The organism is Herbidospora daliensis, assembly GCF_001570585.1.
Taxonomy (GTDB): Bacteria; Actinomycetota; Actinomycetes; order Streptosporangiales; family Streptosporangiaceae; genus Herbidospora; species Herbidospora daliensis.
Genome location: NZ_BBXF01000014.1, coordinates 21,987 through 46,486, shown reverse-complemented (window position 1 = coordinate 46,486; position 24,500 = coordinate 21,987). Strand labels below are relative to the sequence as shown.

At 70.7% G+C, this 24,500-nt stretch carries 20 protein-coding genes, 2 tRNA genes and 1 riboswitch; of the genes, 7 read left to right on the top strand and 15 right to left on the bottom strand.

Going from position 1 to position 24,500, the window contains the following annotated elements; genetic code table 11:
- The first annotated feature begins 3 nt into the window (after positions 1-3).
- From AW274_RS38000 to AW274_RS37990, 3 genes are read left to right on the top strand one after another with little or no spacing between them, the layout of a single operon-like run.
- Entirely contained in the window at positions 4-579 is a 576-nt protein-coding gene (locus tag AW274_RS38000; protein WP_062443880.1) for an RNA polymerase sigma factor, read from the top strand.
- On the top strand, positions 576-989 hold the full coding sequence (locus tag AW274_RS37995) for a hypothetical protein (protein WP_062443878.1): 414 nt from the start codon (positions 576-578) through the stop codon (positions 987-989). The genes AW274_RS38000 and AW274_RS37995 overlap by 4 nt, the downstream gene beginning before the upstream one ends.
- On the top strand, positions 974-3,598 hold the full coding sequence (locus AW274_RS37990) for an AAA family ATPase (protein ID WP_083975505.1): 2,625 nt from the start codon (positions 974-976) through the stop codon (positions 3,596-3,598). The genes AW274_RS37995 and AW274_RS37990 overlap by 16 nt, the downstream gene beginning before the upstream one ends.
- Before the next feature lie 8 nt (positions 3,599-3,606).
- On the opposite strand, the gene AW274_RS37985 is transcribed toward AW274_RS37990, so the two are convergent.
- A complete protein-coding gene (locus tag AW274_RS37985) occupies positions 3,607-4,041 on the bottom strand; it encodes a hypothetical protein (protein WP_157520945.1) in 435 nt (144 codons plus the stop codon).
- Positions 4,042-4,181: 140 nt separating this feature from the next.
- Here AW274_RS37985 and AW274_RS37980 point away from each other — a divergent pair, with 140 nt between their 5' ends.
- Positions 4,182-5,735 (top strand): peptidoglycan-binding domain-containing protein, encoded by a 1,554-nt coding sequence (locus AW274_RS37980; RefSeq protein WP_062443869.1) that lies wholly within the window; start codon positions 4,182-4,184, stop codon positions 5,733-5,735.
- On the opposite strand, the gene AW274_RS37975 is transcribed toward AW274_RS37980, so the two are convergent.
- From AW274_RS37975 to AW274_RS37930, 10 genes are all read right to left on the bottom strand, one after another.
- On the bottom strand, positions 5,730-6,152 hold the full coding sequence (locus AW274_RS37975; protein ID WP_062443865.1) for a MarR family winged helix-turn-helix transcriptional regulator: 423 nt from the start codon (positions 6,150-6,152) through the stop codon (positions 5,730-5,732). The genes AW274_RS37980 and AW274_RS37975 overlap by 6 nt on opposite strands.
- On the bottom strand, positions 6,149-7,843 hold the full coding sequence (locus tag AW274_RS37970; RefSeq protein WP_062443862.1) for an MFS transporter: 1,695 nt from the start codon (positions 7,841-7,843) through the stop codon (positions 6,149-6,151). The genes AW274_RS37975 and AW274_RS37970 overlap by 4 nt, the downstream gene beginning before the upstream one ends.
- 111 nt (positions 7,844-7,954) lie before the next feature.
- Complete coding sequence (locus tag AW274_RS37965; RefSeq protein ID WP_062443856.1) at positions 7,955-9,286, bottom strand: UDP-glucose dehydrogenase family protein; 1,332 nt, start codon at positions 9,284-9,286, stop codon at positions 7,955-7,957.
- A 21-nt stretch (positions 9,287-9,307) separates the two neighbouring features.
- The gene (locus AW274_RS37960; RefSeq protein ID WP_062443853.1) at positions 9,308-10,516 is read right to left on the bottom strand and encodes a right-handed parallel beta-helix repeat-containing protein; all 1,209 of its coding nucleotides are present in this window, start codon (positions 10,514-10,516) and stop codon (positions 9,308-9,310) included.
- A gap of 2 nt (positions 10,517-10,518) precedes the next feature.
- Positions 10,519-12,384 carry a right-handed parallel beta-helix repeat-containing protein gene (locus tag AW274_RS37955; protein WP_062443850.1) on the bottom strand — a complete coding sequence of 622 codons (1,866 nt, stop codon included), beginning with the start codon at positions 12,382-12,384 and terminating at the stop codon, positions 10,519-10,521.
- The gene (locus AW274_RS37950) at positions 12,381-14,474 is read right to left on the bottom strand and encodes a right-handed parallel beta-helix repeat-containing protein (RefSeq protein WP_157520944.1); all 2,094 of its coding nucleotides are present in this window, start codon (positions 14,472-14,474) and stop codon (positions 12,381-12,383) included. Before AW274_RS37950 ends, AW274_RS37955 begins: the two co-directional genes overlap by 4 nt.
- Positions 14,475-14,479: 5 nt before the next feature.
- Complete coding sequence (locus AW274_RS37945; RefSeq protein ID WP_083975503.1) at positions 14,480-15,745, bottom strand: glycosyltransferase family 2 protein; 1,266 nt, start codon at positions 15,743-15,745, stop codon at positions 14,480-14,482.
- 895 nt (positions 15,746-16,640) lie between these two features.
- A complete protein-coding gene (locus AW274_RS37940) occupies positions 16,641-17,564 on the bottom strand; it encodes a coiled-coil domain-containing protein (RefSeq protein ID WP_062443844.1) in 924 nt (307 codons plus the stop codon).
- Positions 17,565-17,616: 52 nt separating this feature from the next.
- Positions 17,617-17,753, bottom strand: a riboswitch (cyclic di-AMP (ydaO/yuaA leader).
- Positions 17,754-17,827: 74 nt separating this feature from the next.
- Positions 17,828-18,844 (bottom strand): galactose-1-phosphate uridylyltransferase, encoded by a 1,017-nt coding sequence (locus AW274_RS37935; RefSeq protein ID WP_062443841.1) that lies wholly within the window; start codon positions 18,842-18,844, stop codon positions 17,828-17,830.
- Positions 18,841-19,617, bottom strand: coding sequence for a DeoR/GlpR family DNA-binding transcription regulator (locus AW274_RS37930; RefSeq protein WP_062443838.1), 777 nt, complete (start codon positions 19,615-19,617; stop codon positions 18,841-18,843). Before AW274_RS37930 ends, AW274_RS37935 begins: the two co-directional genes overlap by 4 nt.
- A gap of 99 nt (positions 19,618-19,716) precedes the next feature.
- Between AW274_RS37930 and AW274_RS43185 the strand changes: the two genes are divergently transcribed.
- Positions 19,717-19,794 (top strand): 50S ribosomal protein bL37, encoded by a 78-nt coding sequence (locus AW274_RS43185; RefSeq protein ID WP_407929421.1) that lies wholly within the window; start codon positions 19,717-19,719, stop codon positions 19,792-19,794.
- Here the strand turns inward: AW274_RS43185 and AW274_RS37925 are convergent.
- Positions 19,791-20,363 carry a TIGR03086 family metal-binding protein gene (locus AW274_RS37925; RefSeq protein ID WP_083975501.1) on the bottom strand — a complete coding sequence of 191 codons (573 nt, stop codon included), beginning with the start codon at positions 20,361-20,363 and terminating at the stop codon, positions 19,791-19,793. The genes AW274_RS43185 and AW274_RS37925 overlap by 4 nt on opposite strands.
- A gap of 59 nt (positions 20,364-20,422) precedes the next feature.
- A complete protein-coding gene (locus AW274_RS37920) occupies positions 20,423-21,637 on the bottom strand; it encodes an ion channel protein (RefSeq protein WP_062443835.1) in 1,215 nt (404 codons plus the stop codon).
- Between the two features lie 153 nt (positions 21,638-21,790).
- Here AW274_RS37920 and AW274_RS37915 point away from each other — a divergent pair, with 153 nt between their 5' ends.
- Positions 21,791-22,207, top strand: coding sequence for a DUF7144 family membrane protein (locus AW274_RS37915; RefSeq protein WP_157520943.1), 417 nt, complete (start codon positions 21,791-21,793; stop codon positions 22,205-22,207).
- A 7-nt stretch (positions 22,208-22,214) separates the two neighbouring features.
- Here the strand turns inward: AW274_RS37915 and AW274_RS37910 are convergent, their stop codons facing one another.
- Positions 22,215-23,951, bottom strand: a complete 1,737-nt coding sequence (locus AW274_RS37910; protein ID WP_062443828.1) for an ATP-binding SpoIIE family protein phosphatase — start codon at positions 23,949-23,951, stop codon at positions 22,215-22,217.
- Between the two features lie 227 nt (positions 23,952-24,178).
- A tRNA-Pro gene (locus AW274_RS37905) sits at positions 24,179-24,252 on the bottom strand.
- Between the two features lie 89 nt (positions 24,253-24,341).
- On the opposite strand from AW274_RS37905, the gene AW274_RS37900 reads away from it, so the two are divergent.
- Positions 24,342-24,415 (top strand) — tRNA-Gly (locus AW274_RS37900).
- Positions 24,416-24,500: the final 85 nt, after the last annotated feature.

Genomic DNA, 24,500 nt, shown 5'->3' with positions numbered 1-24,500 from the left:
GACATGGAGCGTGCGGACACCGGAGAACTGTTCCGGGCGGCGGCCGCTGGTGACAACGCCGCCTGGAAGGAGCTTGTCACGGCGCTCGCGCCGCTCGTCTGGTCGATCGCGCGCTCCTATCGGCTCTCCGACGCCGACTGCCGGGAGGTGTACGCCACCGCCTGGTTCAAGCTGGTCCAGAATCTGGGGCGAATACGGGAGCCCGACAAGGTCGGGGCCTGGCTCGCCAGCACGACCCGCCACGAGTGCCTGAAGATCGCGAAAACCGCGCGGCCGGTGCAGATCGACGATCATCCGGCCGTGCTCGATCTGCGGTCGCCCGAGCCGACGCCCGAGGAGGCCGTCGTGGAGGCCGAGAAGGAGGCCGATCGGCGGGCCCGGATGCGGGCCCTGTGGCTGGCCGTGCAGGATCTCGGGGAGACCTGTCAGCGGTTGTTGCGGGTGCTCATGACCAGTCCGCCGCCCTCCTACGCCGAGGTGTCCGCGGCCACCGGGATGGCGGTGGGCAGCATCGGGCCGATCCGGCAACGCTGCCTGGCGCGGCTCCGGGCGCTGCTGGAGGAGAGGGGCGTCCGGTGAGCGACGACCTCGAAGACGAGCTGCGTCTCGCCGCCGCCATGCTCGACCCGCTGCCCGGCGACGCGCTGCAGATCGCCGTGGACGCCTTCGTGGTGCACGCGCTGGACGCCGAGCTGGCGGCGTTGTCGTTCGACTCGCTCGACGAGCCCGCGCTGGTCAGGTCGGGGGATACGTCCCGGCTGCTGACGTTCTCGGTGCCGGGGTTGTCGATCGAGGTGGAGATCATCGGGGGGCGTCTCCTGGGGCAGTTGCTGCCGCCGCAGGAGGCGGCCGTCGTCGTGAACGGGCGGCTCGCGCTGGTCGTCGACGTGTTCGGGCGGTTCGAGGCCGACGGCGTGCCCGCCGGGTCGCTCAGTCTGCGGTGCGAGGTGCCGGGGCGGACCGTCGTCACCGAATGGCTGACCGTCTGACCCTGTATCAGGACGCGTGCCGAACCATCCGCACTTATGTGGAGACCACCAAATTCGTCGGCCGCCGGGCCGAGCTGGCCGCCCTCGCCGACGTGTTGCGCGGGGTCGGGGAAGGCCGTCCGGCGGTCGTGGCCGTCGAAGGGACGGCGGGGATCGGCAAGTCGTCTCTGGTCAGGCGGTTCCTGGCCGGGCATCCCGGGCTGACCGTCCTGTCGGCCAGCGGCGCGAGCGAGGAGAGCTCGTTGCGGTACGGGGTGCTCGGCCAGCTCATGCCGGCCGAGCGGCCCGACGCCGATCCGCTGGAGGCCGGGTCGCTGCTGCTCGACCACATCGGGGTACGCCAGGCCGCCGGGGTCGTCGTCATCGTCGTGGACGACGCCCACTGGGCCGACGCGCCCTCGCTGACCGCCCTCACGTTCGCGTTGCGGCGGTTGCGGGCCGACGGGGTGCTCGCGGTGATCGTCGCGCCGGACATCGGGGACCTGCCCGGCGGGCTGCACCGGCTGCTCGCCGAGGACACCACCCTGCGGCTCCGGCTGGACGGGCTGACGCCGGGCGACGTCCGGGAGCTGACCGGGCTGCCCGCTCCGGCGGCCGAACGGCTGCGCGCCCACACGGTGGGCAACCCTCTGCACATCGGGGCGCTGGTCGACCAGGTGCCGGCCGCCCGGCTGGCCGACATGGGGCGGGCGTTGCCGGCGCCCTTGTCGTACACGAGGCTGGTGACCCGGACCCTGGCGGCCGGCCCGCTCGCGGCGCGGGCGCTGACGCGGGCGGCGGCCGTGCTCGGCGACGGGTGCGCGCTGAGCGCCGTCGCGGCGGTCGCGGGGGTGGGCGATCCGCTGGAGGCGCTCGAAGCGGCCGGGCTGCTGATCGAGACCGGCGCGGGGCCCGCCGTGGGGTTCCGGCACCCGCTCGTGCGGGCGGCGGTCTACCAGCACATCGGTCCGGCCGAACGGGCCCGGCTGCACACCCGCGCCGCCGCCCGCGAGCACGATCCGGCCCGCGCGCTGGCCCACCGGGCCGCCGCCGTCGTCGGCGCCGACGCCTGCGTCGCCGCCGAACTCGACGACCTGGCCGCCGACGAAGCCGATCGTGGACGCTGGAGCGCCGCCGCCGACCACCTGCTCACCTCCGCCCGGCTCACCCCCGACCCGGCGATGCGGGACGCCCGGGTGCTGACCGCCGCCGACCACCGGCTCCGCGACGGCGACGCGGTGCGCGCCGCCGAGCTCACCGCCCAGGTCGAGGCGATGCCGCCGACGCCGCGCCGCGACTACGTGCTCGGCCGGCTGGCCCTGGCCTCCGGCCGCCAGGACGACGCGGAAACCCTGCTCACCGCCGCCTGGGACGGCGGTGCCCACGAAGGCGCGGCCGAACAGCTGGCCTGGCTGGCGCTGACGCAGGCCCGGGGCGAGGCGGCCATCGAGTGGGCCCGCCGCTCGGGCGGGTCGCCTGGCATGCGCGACACGCTCGCGCTCGCGCTCGGCATCACCGGCCGGTACGCCGAGGGCCTGGCCTTCCTGCCCGGCGACGACGTGGCCGACGCTCCGGTGGCCCGGGGCGTGTTGCGGTTGTGGACCGACGACCTCGACGGAGCCCTGGGCGACCTGGCCAGGGCCGCGTCGGCGCGGGCCGGGCTGCCGCACCTGGGGCCGATGGCGACCGCCTACCTGGCCGAGACCGAGTTCCGCGCCGGGCGCTGGGACGACGCCGTCGCGCACGCCGAACAGGCCGTCTCGCTGGCGGCCGACAGCGGCCAGAGCTGGTTGTGCTGCCTGGCCCACACGGTCGCCACCCGGCCGCTGGCCGCCCGGGGAGACCTCCCGGCCGCCACCGCCCACGCCGAGGCGGCGACCCGCTGGGCGACGGCGCTCGGCGACCCGAGCAACGCCGCCTACGCGGCGCTCGCCCGCGCCTCGGTGACCGACGCGGCCGGGGCGGTACGGGCGCTCGCCCCACTCCACCGCCCCGGACACCGCGACGGCGTCGACGAACCCGGCCTGGTCGGCTGGCGGGAAGCCTACGTGGAGGCGCTGGTCAGGACGGGAGACCTGGACACCGCCGAGGCGGTGCTGACACGCCTGGAGCAGCTGGCCGAGGCGCGCGACCGGGCCTGGGCGCTCGTGGCGGCCGGCCGGGCACGCGGCCTGCTGACGGCCGAGCGTGGACGGCGCATGGACGCCGAGGCGGCGTTCGAAGGAGCGCTCATCCACGCCAAGAGGGCGGCCCAGCCGTATGAGACCGCCCTGACGCACCTGGAGTTCGGGGCGTTCCTGCGCCGGGGCGCGGCCCGCCGCCAGGCCGCCGACCACCTGAAGGCCGCCCGCGACCTGCTCGCCCCGCTTGGTGCGGCCCCGGCGCTGGCCCGCTGCCGCCGCGAACTGGCGGCCTGCGGCGCGGCGGACCAGGTGCGGCAGGCGGGTCCCCGCGCCCTCACGCCCCAGGAACACGCGGTGGCCCGCCTCGTCGCGGCCGGCCTGACGAACCGGCAGGTGGCCCGGGAACTGGTGCTCAGCGTGAAGACGGTCGAGTACCACCTCGGCCACGTCTTCACCAAGCTCGACATCAGCTCCCGGGCCCAACTCGCCCGCCGGTTCAGGGAGTGATGCGCGGGTCAGGGGGCCAGCGCGATCTGGTCGAGGGTCACGAAGCCCTTGATGGGCCCGGCGACCCCGAGGCCGTCGATGTAGGTCAGCACCGCGGTGACGTTGTAGGCGTCTCCGGTGAAGGCGGCGGCGGGGACCAGCACGTCGACGCTGTAGCCACCGGCGGGGAGCGGCTGGGCGGGCTGGTCCGGGGCGGTCGTCGAGAAGTCGGGGATCGCGCCGGCTCCGTCGAACCGCGCCTCCGCGCGGAAGGATCCACCGATCATGCCGGCCAGCAGCCCGCTGAGTGTCCACCGCACCCGCACGCGCAGGTCGGTCCCCGCCTTGATGATCACTTCTGGGGCGTTGCCGTCGTTGTCCAGGACCTCGGCCTCGATGGTGGCGGCGAGGAGTGCCGCCGTCAGGCCCGCCGGGACGCTGATGTTCCCCGTTTTCACTGCCATTGGTTTCTCCGTTTTCGTCTGGATCGATTGCTCAGCACGCTACGGAGCGGGTCACCGGGCCCGCGTCAGGCGAGCAACCGGGCATTTCCCCTGGTCTGTCCCTGGGTGCGCCGACCCCGGGCCCGCCTACCGTCGCCCTCATGACCGACTTCCTCCGCTGGCTGATCGCCGTCCTGACCCGTCCCACCTCGGGTCTGTTCGGCGAGCTCGATCTCCGCGACGGCGACCGCGACCCCTCCCCGGGCGCGACCGCCCGCTATGCCGGTCAGGACCGCCCCGGCCTGCTCGGCACGACCCACGTCCACGACCTCAACCAGGCCCTGCGCACCCTCGGCTTCCTGCTCGCCCCGCCCGGGGGCGAGTTCACCCGCGAGACCCGCTGGGCGCTGCAGGAGTTCCAGCGGTACGCCACCCTCCCGGCCTCGGCCGTCGAGCGGTTCCCCCACCTGCCGCGCTGGTCAGACCGGCTTGCCGCGCTCCCGATCGCCGTCCACGAGCGGTACCGGGGAAGGGCCACGGGCGTGCTCAACGCCTGGACCCGGTTCACCCTGCGCCACTGGCTGGACAACCGCCGCCGCTGCCCGGTCGTCGTCGAGGCCAGGACGGGCGGCACCGTGGTCGCCGACAACGTGTGGCGGCCCGACGAGGTGCCCGACAACACCCCGCGCTTCCACGTGATAGACCTCAGCGGGGCCTGGACGACGGCGGAGCCCGACGTCGCGGGCGACTACACGCCGGCGGTCCGCGGCGGGGCGCGGTCGGTGCCGCCGATCCACACCTGGCAGCCGCTCGGCGAGGTGCTGCCGGAGCACCTGCTGCCCGGTTCGCCCGCGATCGGCGACCTGACCGTGCCGCAGCTGAGCACCTTCAAGGTGGTGCGAGCGGTCGCCGACGTGGAGTGCTACGGCTACTTCGACAGCCTGAACGCCTACGACAACGGCTACCTGTCGCTCGGCCTGTGCCACTGGACGGCGGGGCTGCGCGGCAACCCGGAGACCGCCGTCGATAAGGCCGAGTTGTGGCCCTACCTGAGCCTGCTCAGGAGCCGTGACCGCGACGCCTTCGACGAGGCGGTCGGCCGCTTCGGGCTCGACGTGGTGCCCTGGGAGTCGGTCGAGTTCAACGCCAACCAGCGCAAGTACGTGGGCCGTGCCCTGGTCGTCCAGGAGAAGGGAGGCCCGCAGCCGCTCCCGGCCACCCGAGACGAGTACGACGTCTTCCGGGGCTGGCACTGGTTCCACCGGTTCCAGATGGCCTGCCGCACGGTCGACGGTTTCCGCCGGGGCATGTGGACGATGAGCCGCATCCGCCTGCGCGACATCCTGTCGATCCCGTGGGACGGCCACCGCGTCGGCGACGTCGTCACCTCCGAACGCGGGGTGGCGCTGCTGCTGCGCTGGCACGTCAACCGGCCCGCCGACGTCTGCACCGGCGGCCAGGCCGGTCCGGGGCTCGCCATCGCCAGAACGGCCGCCGGGCTGACCGGCGACCCGGCGGGCTGGGGCGACACCGAGGAGCTGGCCCTCATCACCGAGCTGGTCAAGGCGGCCCCGGCCTCCCTCACCCCCTCGATGGAGTACGTCGAGGCGTGGCCGGAGAAGATGCCGAAGACGCGCGGCTACACCCTCCCGGCCGACGGGCTGCGGCTCAGCGCGGCCCGGGGCTCCTTCGCCCTCGACACCGACGGCCTATGACGGGCCGGCCAGCGCCTCGATGGCCGGCAGGGCCGCCTCCAGCGCCGCCCGCTGGTCAGGCGGCAGGGCTGCGATCCGGGACACGAAGAAGGCGATGTGCTCGCCCCGCAGCCGGGCCAGCTCCGCCTCGCCCTCCGGGGTGAGGCTGATCAGGGAGGCGCGGCCGTCGGCCGGGTCGGGGGTGCGGGCGACCAGGCCGAGGGTCTCCAGCCCGGCGACCACCCGGCTCAGCGTCGGGGCGCTGACGCCCTCGTGGGCGGCCAGGTCGCCGAGGCGCACCGGGCCGAGCTGCGCGGCGGCGGCGAGGGTCGAGGTCTGGCCGGCGGTCAGGTCGCCACGCGTCTGCCTGCGGCTGCGCCGGCCGAGACGGGCCAGGGCCGCCTTGAGCCGTTCGGCCAGCACGTCGACGTCGCTCATGACCGGCTCACCGGGAGCGCCGCGGCGGGCAGTTCGTCGTGGACGTACCGGCGGCCTCTGAGCAGCGAGGCGACGGCGGCGACCAGCGACATCGCGATGGCCAGCAGGAACACCACCACCAGGCCCTGGTGGAAGGGGCCGGAGACCAGGTTCGGGAAGTACTCGCGGCCGGTCAGGGCGCCGGCGTTCGCCGGGGTCAGGTGGTTCAGCGCGCCGGTCGGGCCGAGCAGGTTCCCGATCGGGTTGTAGCCCAGGAAGGCGGCGAAGAGGGTGCCGACCGGGGGCAGCGCGCCGATCGTCGCGGCGAGCGCGGGCGGCACGCCGTGCTGGGCGAGGCCGCCGGTCAGGGTCTGCGGCAGGGTCGCGGCCAGGCCGGCGATCATCAGTGAGAAGAACACGCCGATCGACAACACCATCCCGGCGTTGGTGAACGTCGCGCGCATGCCCGAGGCCACGCCGCGCTGCCCGGCCGGGACCGAGTTCATGATCGCGGTGGTGTTGGGCGCGGTGAACAGGCCCGACCCGACGCCGTTCAGGAAGATCAGCGCTGCGAACACCCCGTAGGGGAAGTCGATCGGCACCAGCAGCAGCCCGAGGAAGGCCAGCGCCGACAGCACGAGCCCTCCGGAGGCGAAGGCGCGGGCGCCGTACCGGTCGGAGAGGTGGCCCGACAGCGGGCCCGCCAGCAGGAAGCCGGCCGTCAGCGGCAGCAGGTAGACGCCGGCCCACAGCGGGGTGTCCTCGAACCGGTAGCCGTGCAGCGGCAACCAGATGCCCTGGAGCCAGATGATCAGCATGAACTGCAGGCCGCCCCGGGCGACCGAGGCCAGCAGCCCGGCCACGTTCCCGGCCGCGAAGGCCCTGATCCGGAACAGCGACAGGTGGAACATCGGCTGCGCGACCCGGGTCTCGATCACGCAGAAGGCCGCCAGGACCAGCACGCCCACGGTGATGCCGCCGATCACGAGCGGGTTGGTCCAGCCCATCGTGTGGCCGCCGTAGGGCTGGATGCCGTAGGTCACCGCCGCCAGCAGCATCGTGAGGCCGGTCGCGAAGGCGAGGTTGCCCCACCAGTCGATCTTCGCGCCCTCGACCCGGGTGACCGTCTCCCGCAGGCTCCGGTACGCCCACACCGTCCCGATGATCCCGATGGGCACCGAGGCCCAGAACACCAGCCGCCAGTCGAGCTGAGAGAGCAGCCCGCCCGCGACCAGCCCCAGGAAGGTCCCGGCGATGCCGGCCACCTGGTTGACGCCCATCGCCGTGCCGCGCCGCCCGGCGGGGAACGCGTCGGTCAGGATCGCCGCCGAGTTGGCCATCAGCAGCGCGCCCCCGACGCCCTGGAACAACCGCCAGCCGATCAGCCAGAGAGCGCCGCCCGACTGCTGGAAGGGGTCCAGGGCCAGCACGACCGTGCCCACGGTGAAGACGGCGAAGCCCGCGTTGTACATGCGGACCCGGCCGAACATGTCGCCCAGGCGGCCGAGCGTGACGACCAGGACGGCCGAGACGAGCATGTAGCCCATCAGGATCCACAGCAGGTAGGAGACGTTGCCGGGTTCCAGCGGGTTGAGGTGGATGCCGCGGAAGACGGCCGGCAGCGAGATGATCACGATCGAGGAGTTGACGGTGGCCAGCAGCATGCCCAGGGTCGTGTTGCTCAGCACGATCCACGGATAACGGTCCGACATGAGACCCCCCACAACTTGCTTAACCTAACTAACGAGTTGTGGACGGCGAAAATGCCCCATACAACACCAAAAGGGACGCGCAGCTCGCGCGTCCCTTCCGGTTGAGGGGGGTTACGGCATGCCGAGCGCCCGGTACTCCCAGCCCTCCGCACGCCAGAACTCGGCGTTCAGGGCGTGGCGGCCGTCGACGATGCGGCGGTGCCTGACCACGGAGGCCAGGGCCGACGGCTCGATCTCGCGGAACTCGGTCCACTCGGTCAGCAGCACCACGACGTCGGCGTCGGCGGCCACGTCCATGGCGCTGGTGCCGTAGCGCAGCTCGGGGTAGGCGCGGCGGGCGTTGTCGAGGGCGGCCGGGTCGTAGACGCGGACGTTGGCGCCCAGGCCGTGCATGGTGCGGGCCACGTCGAGCGCGGGGGCGTCGCGGATGTCGTCGGAGTTCGGCTTGAAGGCCGCGCCGAGGCAGGCCACCTTCTTGCCGTTGAGCTGCCCGCCGACCATCTCGCGGACCAGGTCGATCGTGCGCGAGCGGCGGCGGCGGTTGATCGCGTCCACCTCGCGCAGGAACGACACGGCCTGGCCGACGCCGATCTCCTCGGCCCGGGAGGCGAAGGCGCGGATGTCCTTGGGCAGGCAGCCGCCGCCGAAGCCGAGGCCGGGCTGGAGGAACCGGCCGCCGATGCGGTCGTCGAAGGCCAGCGCCTTGGCCAGGTGCCGGACGTCGGCCCCGGTGGCCTCGCAGATCTCCGCCATCGCGTTGATGTAGGAGATCTTCGTGGCCAGGAACGAGTTCGCGGCCACCTTCACGAGCTCCGCGGTGGCCAGGTCGGTCACCACGACCGGGGTCTCGTTCTCGATGATCGGCCGGAACGCCGCCTCGAGCTGCTCGCGGGCCCAGTCGGAGGCCACGCCGAAGACCAGCCGGTCGGGACGCAGGGTGTCCTCGACGGCGAAGCCCTCACGCAGGAACTCGGGGTTCCAGGCGAGCTCGATCTCGTCGCCGGCCGGGGCCAGCTCCTTGATCAGGTCGGTCAGGCGGGCGGCGGTGCCGACGGGGACGGTCGACTTGCCGACCACCAGGACCTTGCGGTCCAGCAGGGGGGCCAGAGCGGTCACGGAGGCGTCGACGTAGGTGAGGTCGGCGGCGTCCTGGCCGGGTTTCTGCGGGGTGCCCACACAGATGAAGTGCACGTCGCCGTGGGCGGCGGCCTCCTCGACCGAGGTGGTGAACCGGAGCCGGCCGGTCGCCATCGTCTTGTCGAGGAGTTCGGGCAGACCTGGCTCGAAGAACGGCACCTCGCCGGATTGCAGCCGCTCGATCTTGCGGGGGTCGGTGTCGAGTCCGACCACCTCATAGCCGAGGGAGGCCATGCAGATCGCGTGAGTGGCTCCGAGATACCCGGTCCCGATGACGGTGATCCGGGGGAGTGCGGTGTCAGTCATTGTCAGTTCTCTCGCAGAAACTCAGGAGCATTCGCTCTTCTTGGTGAGCGGGCCGCCGGTCACCTCGTTGTCGCAGGAGATCGTGTTGCCGCCTGCGGTGTCGTTGATGCCGTAGCCCCCTGAACCGCCCAGATCGATGACGTTGGCCCGGAAGGTGTTCCCGGTTCCCCAGCCATTGATGATCTTGTGGGTCTGGAAGCCGTCCGCGGGGGAGCCGCGTCCGGTGTTGCGTTCGATCAGGTAGCCGTTCCCCTTGACGTCCACCCAGCTGTCGTTGTGACCATCGCCGGTGATCATCGATCCATCGAAGACATTGCCGATGATCTTGCCGTCGGAGGTGCCCTCCTTGATGTCGATGGCCTCGGCGGTGGCGCGGATGACGTTCCCGCGCGCGATGTTGCGGTCGCTCTTGTCCATCTGGCCGCCGGAGAAGGTGGCCCAGTTGCTCTCGGCGGTGCCGAAGTAGACCCCCTCGCCGTACTTGTCCTTACGGAGCCCGGTGCCCCAGATGAGGTTGTACTGGGCGATGTTGTCGGAGCTGAAGTTCCTGAAGTGGATCGCCTCGTCGCCGATGTGGTTGACGTCGAGGTCCTGGACGACGTTGAAGTTCGACTTGTCGGCCATGACGCCCTTCTGGGCGTGCCGGACGGTGAAGCCGATGAGCCGCCAGTACTCGGCCTCGTTCAGGTGGAAGGCGTAGCCCTCCTTGAGGCCGCCGCCGTCGATGATCGCGTCGCGGGAGCCGCACACGAAGATCGGCTCGTTCTTGGTCCCCTTCGTGGCGGCGACGAAGTGGCCCTGGTACTCGCCCGGCTCCATGAAGATCACGGTGCCCGGCGTGGCCGAGGCGAGGGCCTCGGTGAGCTCGTCGGCGGTGGTCACGGTCACGGTCGGGTCGGGGCAGGCGATCTTGCCCTCGCCGTCGGGGATCGCGATGTCCGGGGGCTGCTGGACGGCGGTGAAGGGCTCGAAGTCCTCCTTCTTCTCGTCCTCCTCCCGCACCTGCTCCTCCTCCTGGAACTCGTCGCCGGCGTCGTCGGCCCCCAGGGTCGGGAGCGGCCGGGGGCCGGTGTCGGGCTGGATGTTCTCCACCACCATGCCGGGTTGTTGCTCCTGACCGCCGCCGCCGCCGAAGATCCCGTACAGGACGACCACGATCAGGATCGTGAAGGCCGCACCGGCCCCCGCGGCGATCATGGTCTTCTTGTCGATCTCGAACTCGATGCGCATGGTCAGGTCCTTTCGGCGGACGCCCCGGTGAGCGACCACACGGGACGCTCCTCCATGACGGCCTGCCTCTCGTACGGGTCGACGATGCGACGTCCGACGCGGGGCCCGTTGTTGCCGAGCGCCCGGATGGCGGAGATCACGATGAGCAGGATGACGCCGAACCAGATCAGGTTCATAGGCTTGGCGATGCGCTTGACCGTGGTCCAGAAGTCCGCCGTGTCCTGCCAGCCGTCGACGTTGTTGGTGGTCACCGCGGCCATGCCGGTCGCGCGGTCGATGTCGAGCGCGCTGCGCCCGGCCCCGCCCAGCGTGTTGCCGACCACCTCGGTGCCGGTCGCCACTCCCAGGATCGAGACGCCGTGCAGGGTCGCCTGGTTGACGGTGTTGCCCGTCACCTCGGCCTCGGCGTTGCGCAGGTAGATCGCGGTCGGCACGTTGTTCACGATGTTGCCGACGATCTTGGCGCCGGTGACGCCGTCGCGCACCGCGATGCCCTGGCTCCACTGGCCGCTGATCCGGTTGCCGGAGACCCGGACCCCGGTCGCGTCCTTGTTCACCACGATGCCCGTCTGCCCGCCGGTCACCTCGGTAGTCTGGACGGCCAGGTCGACGCCGCCCTGGATCTCGACGCCGTAGCGCTTGTTCTCCTTCGACCACGAGCTGGTCACCGAGCTGCCGCCGAAGCTCTGCAGCGACTCGCCCGACGCCGACGGGCCCCGGGCCAGCGGCAGGCCGCTGAGGGTGAAGCCGTTGCCGCCGTTGGCGACCGCGCCGGAACCGGTGATCGTCACGTTCTGGGTGCCGCGCGAGAGCACGAACCCGTCGCCGCGCGAGCCGGTCACCGTCGTGTTCTCGATGGTGGCGTTGCGGGCGAACCGGTGCAGCAGCACCCCGTCGACCAGGCTGTCGGCCACCGTCACGTTGGCCATCCGGGTCTGGTTGGAGGCCGTGATGAAGATGCCGTAGGCGTTGCCCTTGATCGAGGTCTCGGTGATCTCCCCGGTGACGAGGTTGGCCTCCGGCAGCTTGTACGCCACCTTCTTCAGGCCCTTGCCGTCGTGGATGACCACCTGGTCGTCCTCGCCCATGCGCGGCACCAGGGCGCCGCCCGGGAGCAGCACCTTCTCGTCGGTGAGCGGCGCGGGCGTGGTGAGGTTGGCGTCGAGGGTGGTGCGGTCGCTGCCGGTCAGCGCCAGGCCGCCGGTCGAGCCGCTCCAGAACCCGAGGTACTCGACCTGCGCGTGGCTCATGCGCAGCTCGCCGCCGATCACCCGCAGGTAGGCCCGGCCGTCGTTGACCCGGCTGTCGGCCGTGTTGATGTTCGGGTCCCAGCTGGTGAGGCGCACCGGGTTCTGCGGCGAGCCGTTGATGCGGATGCTCGCGCCGAAGCCGACGATCGTGGCGAACGAGCCCGGCTCGCTGCGCATCCGGATCACCAGCGGGCCGGTCGCGTTCTGCAGCACCAGCTTGGCGTTGGGGCCGACGAACAGGTTGATGCCGAGGATGTACGACCCGTCGTTCTGCTTCTGGAAGTACTCCCCGCCCAGCTTCTCCAGGTCGGCGACCCGGTAGGGCTCGCGGCGCGAGGGCAGCACCAGCGTCTGGCCGTTGGCCGAGCTGGAGATGTGCGGCTGCCGGGCCCGCTGCGCGTTGGGGCCGCCGCGGGCGATCGCCGACATCAGCGTCGCCCGCGTCTGCATGATCCGCAGGTCCTCCTGGTCGACCAGGTTCGACTGCTGCTTGGCGTCGGCGGCGGTCACGTCGTCGACCGCGGGCGTCGGCTCCGGCTGGTCGGCGTACGAGAGGTACGCCCAGGTGCCCGCGCCCAGCAGGAGCAGCACGAAGAACGTGATCCAGGCCTTCTTCATCGCCCGCCTCCCACGGTGACCGTCGGGACCGCCGGCTGCGTCGGCCTGCTGCGGCCGTTGAACCCGCTGCCCGGGGTGGCGGCCGCCGCGTTCGGCAGCGCCCAGGACGGCCGGTCCTCCATGGCCTTCTGGAGCTCGTACGGGTCGACGATGCCCCGGCGGCGCCGGTCCATGATGCCGCGTGAGCGGAACGCCGAGACGAGGATGAGCAGGATCACGCCGGCCCAGATGACGTTCATGGGCTTGATGTAGCGCTTGGCCTTGCTCCAGAAGGTCGAGGTGTCGACCCAGGCGTCCTCGTCGTTGTTGTGGTCGCTCACGTCGCCGCTCGACCGGGCGGTGCTGACCGCGCTGGTGCCCGAGCCGACGATCGTGTTGCGGGCCACCTCGGAGCCGGCCGCCGCGCCGACGACCGTGACGCCGTGGGCGTTCACGTCCTTAACGGTGGTGATCTTGTTGCCGACCACCTGGCCGTTGGAGTCGCGCATGTAGACGCCGGTCGGGCCGCCGGTGATCGTGTTGCCCGAGACGTAGGCGTTGCGCACGCCGTCGCGCAGCGCGATGCCCTGGCGCTTCTGGCCGGTCAGCTTGTTGCCCGACAGCTGCACGGCCTCGGCCCCGGCGCGGACCACGATGCCCATGTCGCCGCCGACCACCTCGCTGGTCTGCACGGCCTGCCGGATGCCGCCCATGACCTCGATGCCGTAGCGGCCGTTGCCCCGGGCCACGCTGTTGTTGACCGAGCTGTCGCCGTAGACGGCCAGCGACTCGCCCGAGGCCGACGGGCCGTGGGCCAGCGCCCGGCCGTCGAGGGTGAAGCCGTTGCGGCCGTTGTCCTCGGCCAGGCAGTCGTTGACCTGGACCTTCTCGGTGGCGCGGGAGAGCACGAAGCCGTCGCCGCCGCTGCCGGTCACCTCGGTGTGCGAGATCGTCGCGTTCTTGGCGAACCGGTGCATGAACACGCCGTGCACGATGCTGTCGCGGATCTTGTTGTTGATGATCTGCGTCTGGTTCGAGCCCGAGACGAACAGCCCGTAGGCGTCGCGGGTGATCACGCTGTTCTCGATCTTGCCGGTGACCAGTTCGTCGGCCGGCACGTGGGAAGCGGTGCCGGGTCCGATCGGGTAGGTCTCGACGTCGCCGTAGGTGCCGCCGCCCTCGTCCTTGGTGTTCCTGGCCAGCCGCTCGGCCTTGTCCTGGTGGCGCTGCGTCTTGGTGCGGTGCCGGTAGCTGGACGACGGGCGCTCGGTGCCGGTCAGCGCGATTCCGCCGGTCCGGCCGCTCCAGAAGCCCAGGTCGGAGACCTGGCCGTACACCATGTTGAACTGGCCGCCGACGGCCCGGATGTAGGCCCGGCCGTCGGTGGTGTCCAGGTCGGGCTTGCTGGCCTTGACGTCCCAGCTGGTGATCCGGACCGGCTTGGTCGCGGTGCCCTTGATGTCGATGTTGCCGCCGAAGGTGATGATCGAGCTGAACGACCCCGGGATGCTGCCCATCCGGAGCGTCATCGGCCCCCGCAGCTGGAGGGTCGCGCCGTCGGCCACGAAGATGTGGATGCCGAGCAGGTAGGACCCGTCGGTCATCAGCCGGACGTACTTGCCGTTCTCGACCGTGAGCAGGTCCTTCAGCGTGTACGGCCGCTCGTCGTTGCGGGCCGGCAGCACCATCGTGCGGCCGAACGACGAGGAGAAGATCTGCGGCTGCTTGCGCTGGGCCGCGAAGAACCCGCCCTGCTGGAGCAGCGCCGTGAGCGCCGCCCGGGTCTGCAGGATGCGCTGGTCCTCCATGTCGACCAGCGCCGACTGCGACTCGGCGTCCTCGGGCGAGATCTGGATCAGCGGCTCGGGCTCGGAGCTCGGGATGCTCGGCGCGTCGCTCGGGACGGCCGCGGGGGTGGCCGCCGGGGAGGCCGCCGGGGTGGCCGGGGAGGGTTTCGCGCTCGGGATGGTGCTGGTCATCCCGGTGTCGGCGGACGGCCGCGCGCTCGCCGGGGGAGTCGGCGAGGGCGACGGCGCGGCGGCCACGGGCGGTACGCCGATCGTGAGCGCGCCGAGCAGCAGGGCTCCGGCCGTCACGATGGTCCGGTTCACGGCCATCAGGCCAGTCCCTGCAGCGTCGCGGCCGTCTGGCCCTCCGAACCCGCCTGGTCGGCCTTGCGGGTCAGCCAGCCCTGCTTGTTCATGGTGATGAACGCGTAGAGCTTGATCGGCAGCGCGATCCCGATGATGACCAGGGTGGTCAGCGGCAGCAGCAGGATCTCCTGCGGGTGGCGCCGCAGGTGCGACCAGCCGCGGATGCCGCGGCCGATCAGCAGCCAGCCGACGCAGGTGCCGATGCCCCAGGGGGTGAGTTCCAGGCGGCTGAAGAACAGGTAGCCGAGGGTGACGCCCATGGTGACCGGGGTGAGCAGGATCTGCAGCACGGTGACCTTGGTGACCAGCGGCGTCTTCCACAACCAGCCCTTCCACAGGGCGGTCAGGTAGCAGCGGTAGGAGTTGCGGCTCCAGCGGATGCGCTGCTTGAAGAAGGCCCGGAACGAGCTCGGGAACATCGAGATCGCCCGCGCGGACGACTGGTGCACCGTCTTGTAGCCGGAGGCCAGCACCAGCCAGGTGAGCCGCCCGTCGTCGCCGGCGATGCAGCGGCGGCCGAGGAAGAACTCGTTCTCCAGGTGGTGGACGACCGGCAGGATGGCCGATCGGCGGTAGGCGGCGGTGCGGCCGGACAGGCAGGCCACGCCACCACGGCTGCCCATCGCGGGCACGTAGTCGTAGTACCGCAGGTTGACCAGCCAGTCGGCGATGCGCCGCCAGACGCTGGTGGTGCGCTGGAACACGTTCTGCTGGGTGCCGACGCCGCCGACCTGCGGGTCTTCGAACGGCATCTGCACGGCGTCGAGCAGGCCGGGCTCCCACCAGGTGTCGGAGTCGGCGAACACCACGATGTCGCCGCGGGCGGCCCGGATGCCGACCCCCAGCGCCGACCGCTTTCCCGAGTGTTCGTAGACGAGCACGCGCAGCCGGGGGTCGTTGACCTCCCGCAGCTTCGCGTGACATTCGGTGTCCGCGACGTCGACGACGATGATCACTTCGCCGGGGTTCTGGGCGAGCCAGCTCCCCAGGCACCGGACCAGGATCTCGGCGTCCTCACGGAACGACGGCACCACGACCGAGACGGACGCGCGGTAACCGTTGACGACGGGCTTGGCCAGCCGGGACAGCACGACCCGGTAGACCCACAGACCCCAGACGAGCAGACCCGCCAACCCCAGCGGGACGATGTCCCGCCAGCTCCCGTTGGCGCTCGACCTCACCAGCCATTCATAGGCGGTGTCGAGCCAATTCGCAGAATCAGACCCCACGACCTTGTTCTCCTGAGCTTTTCCGCACGCGAAAGAATGTGCCGCGCGTGCCGGGAATCTCAGAGAATGAGATGACCGGCGACGTACACAATTAGTTCGGCTTTAACGTCAACTTCCGCATCGAAGTCGATATGGATCCGGGCCCCCTATTGGGGGGTGAGCCCGGTTGCCGCGCCGAGACGGCGAGCCCGGTGGCCGCGGGCCGGGGAAAAATCAGCGGATCTCACGCTGGTCCTCTCGCGTGGCATGGGAGGGAGAGTGTCGGGATCCGCGCCCGGCCGGCTGCGAAGAGTCGCAGCTGGCACAGGTGCCACAGCAGTCCCGAGGTGTACCGTTCCATAAGCTAATTTCGGGATAAGTCGGGTGTCAACGGGCCTGTCGTTGAAACTTTTATCTGTGGGGACGGCTGGGCCTGAGGTGAACACGGCACGTCGTGTGACTTTCCTGGTGGGGGGCGGTTGGAGCTCCAGGTTGGGGTCTCGGGCACGTGTCCTGCGGATGGTTCTTTGCAGCAGAATTCACGTGCGTGTAACCAGCGCTCGGATAAATGCCGAAACATGATCGTTATCGAATCCGGGTAAACCTTCGGGCGCTTCTGTAGGTGATCACTTACTTCGGGTTCCGAAGGATGATCACGCGGGCGTGCGCACCGCGGGGGCAGGGCGCGCACACCCGCGTGATCGTGGGTGGGGCAGTTGGTCTTTGAGAGCTTACGGGGGGTTCGATGGGCTTTGTGGGGGTTTTGGGTCAGGGTAGCCGTACTACCTGAGAACTCCCTGGGTGGGGCGGCTGTTACGCGGGGGTCGGACGCGGTGCCGGCCGCCCCTTGGGGTGGGCTCAGGGGGTGCGCGGGCGGCTCGCGGGGGTCAGGGCGGGCCGGGCCGGCGGATGGGGCTCAGAACATCGAGATGTGCACGTGGTCGTAGTGGTTGGCGGTGTTGCCGCCGCGGTTGCTCATGAAGCGCCAGCCGGTCCCGCTGTTGATGCGCTGCCGCCAGATGACGTACTTCACGCCGAGCTTGGTGCGGTTCTTCAGGGCCCACTCGGCCAGCTGGTCGCCGAGGATCTTGGCCGAGCCGGTGGCCATCGCGCCGCCGGTGGTCATCATGAAGTCGCAGGCGCGGCCCAGCGGGTGCTCGCCCATCGTGTCGACGCGGAAGCAGCCGATGGAGTTGTGCAGCTTGAAGGCCGACTTGGCCTGCTCGCGCATCAGGCGGGTGCGGGCGGTGATGTTGTCGGCGCCGGTCGGCAGCTGCGGGGCCCAGCCGCCGTTGGCCAGCTTGCCGGGGCCGATCGGGATCAGGTCGTCGAGCCGGTCCTTGATGTCGTCGATGAGGTCCTCCGCTTCGACGCGGCGCCTCTCGATGTCCTTGGACTTCTTGTCGATCTCGGTGATCAGGCCCTTCGCCTCGGCCGCCGCCTGCGCCCGCGCCTGCTCCTTCTGCTTGTAGTTGCGCACGATCGCGGCCTGCTCGTTGCCGAGCTGCATCGCGAGCGGCGACATGCCCATGCCGGGCGGCAGCACGATGCCGCCGTTGCCCGGGATCGACTGGTAGCTGAGGCCGGCCAGTTTCGCCATCTCGCGCTGGGCGGCGGCGAACTCGGCGTGCGCCTTGTCGAGCTTCGCCTGCGCGGCCTTGGACGCGTTCTTGGCTTCGGCGAGGTCGTCGCGCGCCGCGTGATATTGGGCGATCAGCGAGTTGACCTTCTTCTCCAGGCCGGAGAGCTGCTTGCGCAGTTGGTCGGCGTCGGGCTTGGGGGCCGCGACGGCGGGGCCGGGCACCAGCGCGGCGCAGAAAGCGGCCACCAGGGCCGCCACCGGAAGGAGGAACCACCGGTGATTGCGACGGTGCGTCGTGGCGGGCAGCGCCCACTCCTCTCCTTGCGCCGGCCGGGTTAGCTGACGGGTTCGGGCGGAGAAGCCCGGGCGCGGGACGCGCCTTTACCCCAGGTTCTGGTGGGTCCCCGGCTCCCGGGCGACACGCCCGGGATTAGGCATTCCGCCGAGATCTCGGCGGGTTGGTGTGGATAGTAGTGGTAAAGATGAGGCAAGTGCTACTTGAAGTTGCGACCATACGGAGATCAATCCGTAATCTGGCGCCCCACCTTTCCTGATGCAGCCCTGAGCATAGAGGCGGCCTCCTCGGGCCGCACGTCGTTGACGAACGCTCCCATACCGGATTCGCTACCTGCCAGGTACTTCAGCTTCTCCGGCGCCCTCCTGATGCTGAAGAGCTCCATGTGCACGTACGCCACCTCCCTTCCCCATCGGACCGGCGCCTGGTGCCAGGCGGCCACATACGGCATACGGACCCCGAACAACCCGTCGAGGGCCCGCAGCACCCCGGTGTAGAGCGGCCCGAACGCCGCCCGCTCCTCGGGAGTGAGCGAGGGCAGGTCGGGCGCCTGCCGGTGGGGATAGAGGTGCACCTCGAACGGATACCGGGCGGCCCTCGGCACGAAGGCCGTCCAGTGGTCGTTCGCGGCGACCACCCGCTCCCCAGCGCGCTCCTCCGCCACCACGGCCGCGAGCGAGCCGGGCCGGGCGACGGTGAGCATCCGCTGGGTGCGGGGTGTCACATAGGGATACGCATAGATCTGCCCGTGCGGATGGGGCAGAGTGATGCCGATTTCGGCGCCCCGGTTCTCGAAGCAGAAGACCTGCTCCACGCCGTCGAGCCGGGACAGCTCGCGGGTGCGGTCGACCCAGGCGTCCATGACCAGCGCGGCCCGCTCGTCGCTCAGGCCCGAGAAGGAGGCGTCGTGGTCGTCGGTGAAGCAGACCACCTCGCAGCGCCCGATGGGCCCGCTGAACGAGGGGAACCGGTTCTCGAACACGGCCACGTCGTAGGCCGAGGGGATCTCCGACCACGGGCGGCCGGGGCAGAGCGGGCACTCCTCGGGCGGCGGGAGGTGGGTGCGGGTCTGCCGGTGGCCGGCCACGGCCACCCACTCGTCGAGCACCGGGTCGTGCCGCAGTTCCGAGGGCGCGGGCCGGGGCGGCAGGTCCCGCAGGTCCTTGGCGGAGTGGTCGCGCTCGTGGAGGTCGAAGTAGATGAGCTCCCGGCCGTCGGCCAGGCGGGTCGTGTGGCGGTTCATGCGGGATCGGCGACGATCAGCTCGCCGACGTGGCCGGCCAGTTCGTCGCGCGCCTCCTTGTCCAGGCCGGAATCGGTGACGAGTACGTTGGCCCGGTCGAGCCGGGCGATGGTGGAGATGCCGACCGTGCCCCACTTGGTGTGGTCGGCCAGCACCACGAGCTGCTGCGCGGCGGCCACCAGCTCGCGGTCGGTCTCGGCCTCCAGCAGGTTGGGCGTGGTGAACCCGGCCCGCGCGTTCATGCCGTGCACCCCGAGGACGAGCGTGTCGACGTTGAGCGATCTGATCGCCTGGACCGCGATCGGGCCGACGAGGGCGTCGGACGGGGTCCGTACACCCCCCACCAGCACGACCGTCTGGCCGGGCCGCCCCGAGCGGTGGAACACCTCGGCCACCCTGACCGAGTTGGTGATCACGGTCAGGTCGGGCACGTCGACGAGATGGTGGGCGAAGGTCCAGGTGGTGGTGCCGGCCGACAGGGCGACCGCGCTGCCCGGCCGCACCAGGTGGGCGGCCGCGCGGGCGAGGGCCTCCTTCTCGGCCTGCTGCCGCACCGACTTGGCGGCGAACCCGGGCTCCTCGGTCGAGCCCGGCCCCGCGACGGTGGCGCCGCCGTGCACCTTCTCGATCAGGCCCCGCTCGGCCAGCGCCTCGAGGTCGCGCCGGATCGTCATGTCGGAGACGCCGAGGTCGCGGACGAGCTCGGCGACCCGCACCCCGCCCGTGCGGCGGACCCGGTCGAGGATCGCCTGCTGCCGTTGTTGCGCCAGCATCGGCCTCTCCTTCCCAAACATGTTCCAACAAATCATCGCATAGAAAATGTTGGAACATGGGAGGTGGACAGGTGTCCGCAGGAGGCGCACAGTTGGCGGATGGGTAAACGACAGCGCAAGTCCAAGGCCCGCCGCAAGAAGAAGGCCAACCACGGCAAGCGCCCCACGGGGCGTTAGGAGGCCCGGCGTCCCCAGGCGGCCAGCAGGCGCGTCTGCGCGTCGGCGTTCTCCGGCACCGGCACGTGCCCGCCGATGATGCCCGAACTCCGGTAGCCCTCCTCACAGGCGGCGAACCAGGCCGCGCAGAGCGAGACGAGCTCCGGGTCGAGCCGGTCGGCCACGCCGATGGCGTTCGACAGGTCCCACGTGTGGATCAGCGCGTCGGCGAACAACTCGGTGACGTACTCGCGTCCCGGCACGTCGCCGAACGACAGGTGCACGGTGCGGTCGAGCACGCCCTCCGCCGCGGCCGCCGTGATCGCGGCGTGCGCGGCGAAGTCGAACGCCTTGACGGCGTCGTCGCCGATGAGGTCGCCGTCGAAGACGTCGCCCACTTCGGCCGGGCTGCGCCCGGCGAGCAGTTCGGGGGCCCAGAGCGACTCGTAGACGAGGTGGTTCACCAGGGCGTGCACGTCCCAGTCGACGCACGGCGTCGGGAGGTCCCACTGGCCGGGTTTGATGAGGTGGACGCGCATACCGAAGGCGTCCAGGGCCCGGCGGTAGGCGTCCTCGATTCCGATCGTCACATTTCGACGGTAACCCGAACACGAGCCCACGTCATGGGGCTCCGGACCAAAGTGACAATTTAGGGCATTCCTGGCATGTGCCCTGGGACGACCATCTCCTTCTTGCCCGTCACCAGCAACCACGCGGGCAGAATCGTCACGCACACCACGGGCAGCAGCGCCATCTCCCCGACGATGGCGATCGACGCGAACAGGCTCAGCCAGCCGTGCTGCGTGATCGCCAGCACGAACCCCAGCACCCCCGTGGTCACCGCGAGCGCCAGCGACACCTCCGGGACCAGCGCGTTGGCCGCCACGCCCAGCGCGACCCCCATGAACACGGCCGGGAAGATGCGTCCGCCCCGGAACCCGCAGGCCGCCGCCACGGTCAGCGCGACCAGCTTCACCAGGAGCACCAGGATCACCGTCGCGGCGGCGTAGTGGCCCCGGAGCAGTTCCGCGGCCTGCGTCAGCCCCTTGAACATCGACACCTCGCCGCCGACGATCCCCAGGCCGCCGAGGATCAGCCCGCCCGCCGTGACCATGAGCACCGGGCTCGGGATGCGGTGGAAGGCGGCGTGGACGTACGGGAACGCGTAGACCGCCAGCAGCCCCAGGCCGGTCGCGACCACCGCGATGACCGACCCCGAGACCAGGTCGACCAGCCGGAAGCCCGGATAGCCCGGCACCTTCATATGCAGGGTCTGCCCCGCGAGGGAGATCGTGGTCAGCGCCCCGGCCGAGGCGGCCAGCAGCGGCGCGAAGAGGCGGTCCCACAACGGCGTCCCCGGCCTGCCCAGCGGCAGCTCCGACAGGATCAGCGCCGCGGCGATGGGGCTGCCGAACAGCGCCCCGATCGTCCCCGACGCGCCGAGGCCCACCCAGACGTCGCCCTCCACCCGGGGGAGCAGCCGGCGTCCGGCCGCGAAGGCGAGCGCGACGTTGGCGGCGGTGATCGGGTTCTCCGGTCCGAGGCTCACCCCGCACGAGAGGGTGACGACCGCCGCCAGCAGCACCCCGGGCACCACCCAGGCCGGCATCGGCGGCGCGACCAGGTCCTCGGTGGCCGGGTCGGGCCCGGCGTGCCCGGGAAAGCGCCGGATCAGCAGGCCGGTGACGGTTCCGGCGAGGGTGAGCATGAGCAGAATCCGCCACCACTCGAATGAGGGCCAGATCAGGCGCTCCAACCATTCGGCAAGCGCGGTGACGGCGTACAGGAGGAGACCCGAGCCGACGCCGACCGCCAAAGCGGGCAAAACCAATGCCAGCAGCCTGATCCACGTCGCCTTCGGCATTCGCGTGTCCCCCCGGCCTCAATGCACCGGGAATACCCGTGGGGTTCTCAAAAGAAAGCCTCGCATCGCCAATAGTGCGCCATGTGAGGCATTTGTGGCGGTTTATGTGGTTATGGTGGCAATTGCTAGTCGACGAGGAAGGAGCTGGTCGCGTTGACCACCGCATCCACGACACCCACTTCGGGCGGACGACTGCCGCACCCCTCCAACTGGCTGCGCTTCGCCGGGATCCTCGGCATCGTGGTAGGGCTGCTCAACATCGTCGGCGGGTTCGCCGCGATCTTGAAGAGCCACTACCTCGTAGTCGGGTCTTCGGGCGTGCTGATCTTCAACCTCACGTCATGGGGCATCATCTGGCTGGTCGCCGGGGTCCTCATGGTCATCGCGGGCGTGGGCATTCTCCAAGGCGCGATGTGGGCCCGCACGTTGGGCATCGTCCTGGCGGCACTGGTCATCCTGGGCCAGTTCGCCTACGCCGGGGCGTTCCCGATCTGGTCCCTCATCGTCGTCGCACTGGCCGTGGTCGTGATCTACGGCCTGGTGGTGCCGCCGCGCGGCAGCATCGCGTAGGGGAGGGTCAGGGGAGCCGCTGCTCCACCCAGACGATCTTCCCGAGAGGGGTCGGGCGTGTGCCCCACCGGTAGGTGAGCCGCTTGATGAGCTGCAGCCCGCGCCCGGTGTCGTCCTCCGAAGTCGGAGTGCGCAACGCCGGGACGGTGGGCGAGCCGTCGGCGACCTCGCAGACCAGGGTTCTGCCCCGGCCCCTCAGCAACCTCAGCTCGATCGGCGGCCAGCCGTGCTTGAGCGCGTTGGTCACCAGCTCGCTGACCACCAGTTCGGTGGTGTCCCGCACGGCCCCGAGCCCCCATTCGGCCAGCGTCGCCCGGACGAACCGCCGGGCGTGGCTGACGAACCGGGGATCGGCCGGCAGCGAGCAGGAGGCGATCTCGTCGGGCGCGAGTTCATGGACCCGGGCAAGCAGCAGCGCGATGTCGTCGCGCTCGTGCCCGGGTCGCTGACTGTTGATGGTCACGTCACACATCTCCTCCAGATCCTGGTCGGGCGCCGACAGCAGCCGGCGCAGCGCCATGATCCCCAGGTCGATGTCGCGGTCCCGGCTCTCCACCAGGCCGTCGGTGTAGAAGGCGAGGATGCCCCCGGACGGCAGCACCATCTCCACCGTCTCCAGCGGGTCGTTCCCGATCCCTAGCGGCAGCCCCGAGGGCAGTTCGATGATCTCGGTACGACCGTCGGGATGGATCAGTACCGGCGGAACGTGCCCCGCCCGCGCCAGCGCGCAGGTCCGGGTCACCGGGTCGTAGGTCGCGTAGACCGCCGTGGCGATCTGGGTCGGGTCGAGGTCCTGGCTCATCCGGTTGAGCCGGAACAGCACCTCGTCCGGCGGCAGGTCGAGCGAGGCGAGCGTGCGCGCGGCGGTCCGGAGCTGCCCCATCGTGGCCGCGGCTCTGGTGCCGTGCCCCATGACGTCGCCCACCACGAGCGCCGCCCGGCACCCCGGCAGCGGGATGACGTCGAACCAGTCGCCGCCGACCCCCATGAGGTCGCTGGCCGGCAGGTAGCGCGAGGCGATCTCCATGCCCAGCGGCTGGTGCAGGTCGGCCGGCAGGAGGCTGCTCTGGAGCGTGAGGGCGGTGCGCCGCTCCCGGGCGTACAGGCGCGCGTTGTCTATGCAGACGGCGGTGCGCGCGGCCAGCTCCTCGGCGACCGCGACGTCCTCCTCCTCGAACGGCGACCCGCCCGGGTTGCGGCTGAAGATCGCACACCCGAGCACCCGCCCGCGCGCCTTCAGCGGCACGGCGATGAACGACCCGCCCACCAGCAGCTTGGCGACCACGTCACGGTCGAGGCTGGCCCCGATGAGCTCCGCGGTGTGCTCGTCGAGCTCCGGATACATGATCGGATGCCCGGTCGACATGCACTGCGCCTGCGGCAGCTGCGCCGAGTACACCGTGACCTCGTTGATCGGAAAGGCGTCGACCCACTCGGTCGGGTCGACCTCCGCCACCCCGATGGCCACCCGCCGCACCAGCGCCGTGCCGTCGACCGGCCGCGACGGGAACTCTCCGTCGATGACCAGCCGATCCTGCACCATGATCGCCGAGGTGTCGGCGAACCGAGGCACGGCGACGTCCATCAGCTCACGGCTGGTCTCACCCAGATCGAGGGTCGTCCCGATGCGGCGGCTGGCCTCGTTGAGATAGGCCAGCCGCTCCTGAGCGGAGGCCGCCGAGGCCTGCCGCCACTCCAGCCGGTCACCCGGCGCCGGCGTCTTGATCACGCTGTTCCGGTTCATCTCTTCCGCATCGTAGGGAGGACAACCACGGCATTTCATGCCTTTTCCCAGACTGTACGGCGCTTTACGCGGTGGATCGCAGGGTCAAGCCCGGACCGATCGTCAAGAAGCCGAGTCATCGGCGCGGAAAGGTAGTGTTCGTCGGCGTTTACGACGCGATGCCCGATCCCGGGCGGAGGATTGCGGACGGGAATTATTACCTTTCGCCCGCAACCGCCAGTCGTGTGTCGGGGTGACAGGATTTGAACCTGCGGCCCCCTGCTCCCAAAGCAGGTGCGCTACCAAGCTGCGCCACACCCCGTTGCCGCCTGGCGCCGACGCCCCGAGATCTCCGGTACGCTTACGCATTGACGGCCGGGAGAAGTCTAGACCAGATGCCGACCGGCGCGCGCGGACGTAGCTCAATGGTAGAGCCCCAGTCTTCCAAACTGGCTACGCGGGTTCGATTCCCGTCGTCCGCTCCACTTCGAAAGGCCAGGTCATCCCGGGTGGGATGCCTGGCCTTCGTGATTTACGAATTCACGTCGCCCGATCGGGATTCGTCGGTGC

Bases quoted from the DNA above. Each gene is read 5' to 3' on its own strand.
- AW274_RS38000 (WP_062443880.1), top strand. From the start codon at position 4: ATGGAGCGTGCGGACACCGGAGAACTGTTCCGGGCGGCGGCCGCTGGT.
- AW274_RS37990 (WP_083975505.1), top strand. From the start codon at position 974: ATGGCTGACCGTCTGACCCTGTATCAGGACGCGTGCCGAACCATCCGC.
- AW274_RS37985 (WP_157520945.1), bottom strand. From the start codon at position 4,041: ATGGCAGTGAAAACGGGGAACATCAGCGTCCCGGCGGGCCTGACGGCG.
- AW274_RS37980 (WP_062443869.1), top strand. From the start codon at position 4,182: ATGACCGACTTCCTCCGCTGGCTGATCGCCGTCCTGACCCGTCCCACC.
- AW274_RS37975 (WP_062443865.1), bottom strand. From the start codon at position 6,152: ATGAGCGACGTCGACGTGCTGGCCGAACGGCTCAAGGCGGCCCTGGCC.
- AW274_RS37970 (WP_062443862.1), bottom strand. From the start codon at position 7,843: ATGTCGGACCGTTATCCGTGGATCGTGCTGAGCAACACGACCCTGGGC.
- AW274_RS37965 (WP_062443856.1), bottom strand. From the start codon at position 9,286: ATGACTGACACCGCACTCCCCCGGATCACCGTCATCGGGACCGGGTAT.
- AW274_RS37960 (WP_062443853.1), bottom strand. From the start codon at position 10,516: ATGCGCATCGAGTTCGAGATCGACAAGAAGACCATGATCGCCGCGGGG.
- AW274_RS37955 (WP_062443850.1), bottom strand. From the start codon at position 12,384: ATGAAGAAGGCCTGGATCACGTTCTTCGTGCTGCTCCTGCTGGGCGCG.
- AW274_RS37935 (WP_062443841.1), bottom strand. From the start codon at position 18,844: ATGAACCGCCACACGACCCGCCTGGCCGACGGCCGGGAGCTCATCTAC.
- AW274_RS37930 (WP_062443838.1), bottom strand. From the start codon at position 19,617: ATGCTGGCGCAACAACGGCAGCAGGCGATCCTCGACCGGGTCCGCCGC.
- AW274_RS43185 (WP_407929421.1), top strand. From the start codon at position 19,717: ATGGGTAAACGACAGCGCAAGTCCAAGGCCCGCCGCAAGAAGAAGGCC.
- AW274_RS37920 (WP_062443835.1), bottom strand. From the start codon at position 21,637: ATGCCGAAGGCGACGTGGATCAGGCTGCTGGCATTGGTTTTGCCCGCT.
- AW274_RS37910 (WP_062443828.1), bottom strand. From the start codon at position 23,951: ATGAACCGGAACAGCGTGATCAAGACGCCGGCGCCGGGTGACCGGCTG.